We start from the raw sequence: 3,960 nt of genomic DNA on the forward strand, positions 1-3,960 counted from the left end.
GCCCGGTGCTGGCCGCCGGAGTGCATCAGGAAAGGCGTCCTGAGAACACGGAGTAAAAACCATGGAACTGCGCGAAGTTGATCCGAAAACCCTGCTCGACAACCCCGAAAACCCGCGGAAATCCGCGCCCAACGAGGCGGAAGAGCGCCAGCTGGCGCTGAACGTCAAGGCCGTCGGATCATCCACCCGCCTCTGGTCCGCGAAACCCCGGGCGGCCTGATGATCGTTGCAGGGCATCGCCGCCGGCGTGCCGCGGTCAAGGCCGGCCTGAAAACCATTCAGGTGACGGTGGCAGGCGATGATGCGGAACTGGACCGGATGCGTGCCGCGTCGGAGAACATGATCCGTCAGCCCATGACCCAGGTTGAACAGTGGCGGGTTGTCGCCAGGCTCCGGGAGGAAAAAAAAGTGGAATGACACCGCGATCTGCAAGGCGCTGATGCTCACACCGGTGCAGCTGAAGCAGATCGGCCGCCTGTCTGCCATCCTGCCTGAGATTCTGGCGTGGATCGAGGCGGGCAAGGGGCCCGGCAATCGTGAACTGGCGAGCATCGCCCTTGCGTCCACCGCGCTGCAGGAACAGGTCTGGGGCCATTTCGGGTTTCCGGTTGGCTCGTCGCCGCCCGAGGATGTCGAAGCCTGCGAAGATGAGGCGAGCAACAGCCCGACGGAAATTGGGAACCCGGTGCTGCCATCCCCGATTGGGACCGGATTGCGTCAGCCCTGCGGCAGGACCGTTTTTATGCAATCGAGGCCTCGTTTGATGACGCCATTGCAAAAAGCTGCCGGATCGCCTGGCAGGAAGATCTGTTCGGTGAAGCCGGGAAGGACGGCCGTTATACCGATGACGCTTCGCCTATGAGAAGGCGCAGCGCCAGTGGCTGGGTCAGAACACGCCTGAAGACGCATTGATCCTGCAGAGCGACGAGAACGGCGAGCCGATCTTCGAACCCGGCATGGTGCGGATCTACTGGCAGCGCGAGGGCGCCACGAAATTCTTCTGCTCGATCATCGCCTGAAGGTTCGCGAGGCTGGTGCGTCCTGCCGGGCAGCGAGGCGGCAGGCCGCGTGACGCCGTCCGCCGTCATTGAAGCCTGCCCGAAGGGCCACGGGAACGGCCCGATATCTCGGGGCGCGGTTTTGACATGATCGGCAGTTTCCGCACCCAGGCGCTGCATGCCGCATTGGACGGCATGCGGGGCTCTGCCGATCCATGGGTCCTGGTCGGGCTGATGATCGCGGCCCTCAACGCGCAGAATGTCCGGGTGGACGGGGATTCCAACGCGCACTACCCGCAGCGCCGTCCGTCACGCCGGCTCGTGGCTGCCGCCGGACTGTTCCAGGATGGCGAGATGGCGCTGGACGAGGCGCTCCTGCGTGGCGCTGCTGTCGACGTGCTCAAAGCCGTTCTGTCCTGCGAGAAGAACGCGACGAATAGTGGCGACTGGGGTGTCCTGGTCGGCCATATCGTGAAAGCGGACGACCATCTGCCTGTCATGGCGGATGAAGACTTCCTGAAAACGCTCAGCAAGTCCGGCATCACGAAGGCCATAAAGGCGGAAGGTATCCTGCCGCGCAATACCGGTAAGGAAATGCGCCGCGCCCTGATGGACCATGTCGGGCAGGGGATCTGGGTGCATCCTGCTGCGCGTTTCCAGGTCGATGTCGCAGCGCTGAACGCCACCTTCGCGGAAGCGCTTGCCCCACCATCCGGAGCGGATGACGATGATGGGGAACTGGAGCATGACGACGATATCGACCCGGAAGACGACGTGGATGCTGGTGCGCGGACTGATGGCCCGGGAACCGATGATCCTGCCGCGACGGGCATTGAGCTCGATGAAGTGACTGACACGCCCACAGACCTGGCGGCAGATCAGGGGGATGAGGTGCCGCATGGCAGGGCGGAAAGTCCGGCTCCGCCATCGCAGACACCAGAAGAATTCCTCAGGACGCATGTTGAGTTTGTAGGCTTCAGCTGAGCGAGGCTGTTGCGTCGTACGGCTCTGGCTCACGGCCCGTCGCCCCTAGTGGTGACGTCGGGCGGTGAGCCAGCAACGGCCTCTGGCAGGACGTCGACCGCGAAATTCTGCGATGCGCCCCAACCAGGCTTATCCGGAACGTCAGGTTACGCGTTCACCTGCGTCGGCGAAGGAGAACCGTGATGACCGATGAATACATGACGGAAAAGCGTCTGATCGGCAGGTATGTGGTTGAACTGGGTTTCCACCCGGATGGTGGGGTTCTGATCCGGACGCCTGAAATCTATCCGCCCGCGGCCCGCCGATGGCGGGGACCCTATGAGAGCGTGGAGGCGGCAGTAGTCGAATTTTCCGCTTTCACGGCGGTTCCCAGAGTCACGTCGGCCGAGCTGGCCCGGCTGAGAGAGCGCGGCTCTGTCACCGAAATCTGCGGAAAGGACGTGATGGTGTGGCACTGCCCATGGCGGGAAGCCAAGACACTGAGCGAATTTGTCCTGGTAAGGGAGGACGGCAATGCCTGATTTTCGTGTCACGCTGGTTGAGCGCCTGTTTGAAGCGGATGCCGGCGATTTTAGGGTCACGGCGACGGACGCCGAGGCGGCTGCGCGGATCGTTCTCGATGCGGTCCCCGACAGTGCGGACTCTGACGGGATCCGGACCACCATTCTGCCTGACGGTCAGGAAGTGGACCTTGAGGTCGAGGAAGTCGTCCATGGCGAGATCGTGGCCATGGTCCACGATGCCGGGACCGGCGTGCTGCAGGGACAGTTTGGGTTTTCCCTTGTTTTCAGCCCGGGCCGAGAGGCCGCCGCCGTTCTCGCCAGGGTGATGGATCGTGTCCTTGCGGATGACGGTGAGCGGGACACTCATGCAGCCTGCGTGGTGCTGCGCCGGTATCTGCACGAATACCTGAACGCGGACGCATAGGAAAAGCAGGAAGGCACAGGAAAAAATATGCCCGAAGGGCCATCGCGCCTCAAACGGTGGCTCTTGTCCCGCTCCGCGGGCCTGCGATGCCGGCGCACGCGCCGCGTTTGACCCGCGATATCCCTTCGGACCGCCAGAAGACATTCAGACAAGGAGAATGTCCATGATGACCGCAAGCCTGTCATCCCGCCAGGGAACTGTCGTGCCGGAGCCCGGAGAGAGACCTGACCTGGCGGGTTATGATCACGTCATCGTCGCCTGTTCCTTTGGCAAGGATTCCCTCGCCAGTACGCTGCATCTGCTCGAAAAGGGCGTGACGCCCCAGCGCATCGAGTGGTGGCACCATCTTGTGGACGATGACGGGGACGTTTTTGACTGGCCACATGTGCCCGATTACGGGCGGCATCTGGCTGCAGCCCTTGGCGTCAGGCTGTATTTTTCCGCGCGCCGGGGCGGGATCGTGCGGGAAATGCTGCGCGAGAATGCGCCGACCGCACCGGTCTGGTTCGATACGCCGACAGGGCGGGTCACTGTCGGTGGCAAGGGACCGCCCAATACACGACGCCGCTTCCCGCAGGTTTCGGCGAACCTGTCGGTCCGCTGGTGTTCCCCATACGCCAAGATCATGGTTGCGGATGGCGCCCTGCGGAACCAGGCGCGCTTCAGTCATGCCCGGACCCTGTTTGTAACCGGAGAACGCGCGGCGGAATCCGCGAACCGTGCCCGTTACGCTGTCTTTGAGCGGCACCGGGCAGACTGTCGTGATGGTCGGGCCCGACGGCATATCGATCACTGGCGCCCGGTACATGCCTGGAGTGAAGCGGCTGTCTGGCAGATCCTGCGTCGGCATGGCGTGATTCCGCCGCTTCCCTATCAGCTCGGGTTTGGCCGTCTGTCCTGCCTGGCATGTGTATTCATGTCTGCCGATCAGGCTGCAACGCTGCGTCACATGGACCCGGATCGGTTCGCCCGGCTGTGTGAGTGGGAACGCGCATTTGGCTGCACCATCCGACGCGACCGGGACCTCGGCACGCTGGCCAGTGGCGGCACG

7 protein-coding genes are annotated in these 3,960 nt (G+C 63.2%); all 7 read left to right on the plus strand.

From position 1 onward, the window contains the following. Positions 1-61: 61 nt before the first annotated feature. On the plus strand, positions 62-220 hold the full coding sequence (locus JCM25156_RS31055) for a hypothetical protein (protein WP_242402597.1): 159 nt from the start codon (positions 62-64) through the stop codon (positions 218-220). Continuing rightward, positions 220-417: a ParB N-terminal domain-containing protein gene (locus JCM25156_RS31060; RefSeq protein WP_242402598.1), complete on the plus strand. Its 198-nt coding sequence runs from the start codon at positions 220-222 to the stop codon at positions 415-417. The genes JCM25156_RS31055 and JCM25156_RS31060 overlap by 1 nt, the downstream gene beginning before the upstream one ends. Positions 418-451: 34 nt before the next feature. Beyond that, entirely contained in the window at positions 452-862 is a 411-nt protein-coding gene (locus tag JCM25156_RS31065) for a hypothetical protein (protein WP_242402599.1), read from the plus strand. 283 nt (positions 863-1,145) lie between these two features. Then, positions 1,146-1,982, plus strand: coding sequence for a hypothetical protein (locus JCM25156_RS31070; RefSeq protein WP_242402600.1), 837 nt, complete (start codon positions 1,146-1,148; stop codon positions 1,980-1,982). 182 nt (positions 1,983-2,164) lie between these two features. Continuing rightward, on the plus strand, positions 2,165-2,503 hold the full coding sequence (locus JCM25156_RS10545; RefSeq protein WP_025813057.1) for a hypothetical protein: 339 nt from the start codon (positions 2,165-2,167) through the stop codon (positions 2,501-2,503). Further along, entirely contained in the window at positions 2,496-2,909 is a 414-nt protein-coding gene (locus JCM25156_RS10550; RefSeq protein ID WP_025813059.1) for a hypothetical protein, read from the plus strand. The genes JCM25156_RS10545 and JCM25156_RS10550 overlap by 8 nt, the downstream gene beginning before the upstream one ends. 157 nt (positions 2,910-3,066) lie before the next feature. Then, on the plus strand, positions 3,067-3,960 hold an 894-nt coding region (locus JCM25156_RS10555), incomplete at its 3' end, for a phosphoadenosine phosphosulfate reductase domain-containing protein (protein ID WP_025813060.1).

The organism is Komagataeibacter kakiaceti JCM 25156 (assembly GCF_000613305.1).